Source organism: Intestinibacter sp. (genome assembly GCF_034113885.1).
Classification (GTDB): domain Bacteria; phylum Bacillota; class Clostridia; order Peptostreptococcales; family Peptostreptococcaceae; genus Intestinibacter.
This window is the reverse complement of the sequence record NZ_JAXEWM010000227.1, coordinates 1-2,025: the sequence shown is the minus strand read 5'-3', so window position 1 is coordinate 2,025 and position 2,025 is coordinate 1. Positions and strand designations below refer to the sequence as shown.

The window sequence follows — 2,025 nt, the reverse complement described above, 5'->3', positions numbered from 1 at the left end:
AGGAAATTTAGCTATAGCATCTTCTAATATATTTAGTCCTCTAACATCTGTGAATCCCATCATACGACTGTTCATTAATCCATTTTCCATTTTAACGTTCCCCCTTGAAATGTCTTTTTTTCTCTGTATATACAATTATATAATAACATAGTTTAAATCGAAAGTTATTTTTAAAAAGATAGGATAGTGAATAGAATTCTATTTTTGTAAATGGAGTACATTTTTTTGTACATTAAAGATTCCATAAGATATATAAAATCTAGTATAATTTTTGTATCGGGAGTTAAACAAAAATTATATAAATATTTCACTAGAAGAAAATAGATTGCCGATAGTAGACATAATTTTAGATGAGTTTGCACATATAAAATTGCAGTTAAAAAATGCTACTAAGGATATAGGTGGAGATTTAGATCGAGAAGCGAGAAAGTTATCTTCTGTTTCTTTTCTAGAGATAAAGGAAGTAGAAGGTGGATACTTATTTTCTATACTTTTAGGAAATAAAAGAAAAAAGGAAAGGTATATATATTTTTGCGAGGATGTAGAGTTCTGTATGGAATTTTACGATTACAGTAAAATAGAAATTTCAGAGCGAGAAATAATAGATAATTATAGAGTTGTATTGGCGGTTAAAGAATCTAGAAATCTACTAGAAAAACACGCTCTATTAGGAGATGAAGGACTTAACGAAAAAGAAAAGGCTCTAATTAAAAACGCAATGATGATTGTGCTTTTAAATTCATCTCAATTTTACGAGGTTTACAATGAAAAATCTATTTGTAATATATACGATTTATTCTTAAAATACGACGATAAATACGAAAAAAAAGAATTTTTAGAAGCAGCTCTAGAAGTTTGCAAGATATATGAAGGCGAAATAGAGGAAATAGAAGAGCTTCAAAATATAATTAAATCTTATTTAGATATACAAGCTGAATTAGATAAAAATATAAAAAACACAAAGAGCTTTGACCTTGAATCATTACAAAAGGATATAGAAAAATACCAAGACAAATGCTATTATTACAAGCCTATGTATAAAATTTACGCCGATTTTTCTATAAATCTAAAAAAGGCTTGTGAAGGCTTCGAAGATAGAAATCAAACTGAAAAAACTCAATTTTCAATCGATATGGAAAAATACATACATGAAAAAATATTGCAAAATATAGATTATAGAGAAATCAGATTAATTGATATAGATGAAGGGTTTGTCGCTGATTGTAAAAATAAAGAGGAAATAGACATATGTATAGAAGATTTATTAGAAGATTTAGAGATTCATAAAGACATGGCTCAACTTCGTCAGGAAATTCGTGAGATTTTAGAAGCGGAGGATGATGTAGAGGAAAATCAAAATAACGATGGGTTTATAAATAAGATTTTTTCAATATTTAAAAAGAAAAATTAACGTTTTATGTAAGGAGATTTTATTATGCAGGAGAGAGATTATCTTAAAGTTAAAAAGAGTTGGTACGAAGAGGATGAAGAATTATTAAATCTTTACGATATGCAGGAGGAATTCTTTGAAAATGGGGAATTTGCAATCGGGGCTATAGTTGTAGCCAATAATAGACTTTTTAAGTGGGGATTTCTAGATTTGCCAGCTTATATAATATATACATTTGATGAGTACTACAACGATCCAGATCATATGGAGGAATTAGAAAATATAGCCGACCAAATATCAGCGTTAGGTGGTAGACGTTATGAGGATAAAAATTTAAAGCAAATAGCATATGCTATGGAAACAGAGGTAGAGCGCGTATTTGGAGTTAGACTTCCAGATGATATGACAGGAGGAAGAGAGGTTTTCTTCTCGTCTATAATGGTACCTAGAAAATACCTTCCAGGCAAAAAGATAGATAGAAGAGTATATCCATTTAATATACTTAGAGGAAAAAGACCTGACGCTATGCTAATTCCACATTGGTATTGGTAAAAACAATTAATTTATCTAAAGGGATTCCGAATTTAAATAGACGACAGTACAGATTAGTACATTGCTTGCACTTATCGAAGTAG

Annotated in this window: 2 protein-coding genes; both read left to right on the top strand. The window is 29.4% G+C overall.

What is annotated here, in order from left to right:
• Positions 1-325: 325 nt before the first annotated feature.
• Positions 326-1,411 carry a hypothetical protein gene (locus tag SPD90_RS13760; RefSeq protein WP_320925609.1) on the top strand — a complete coding sequence of 362 codons (1,086 nt, stop codon included), beginning with the start codon at positions 326-328 and terminating at the stop codon, positions 1,409-1,411.
• Between the two features lie 24 nt (positions 1,412-1,435).
• Entirely contained in the window at positions 1,436-1,942 is a 507-nt protein-coding gene (locus SPD90_RS13755; RefSeq protein WP_320925608.1) for a hypothetical protein, read from the top strand.
• Positions 1,943-2,025: the final 83 nt, after the last annotated feature.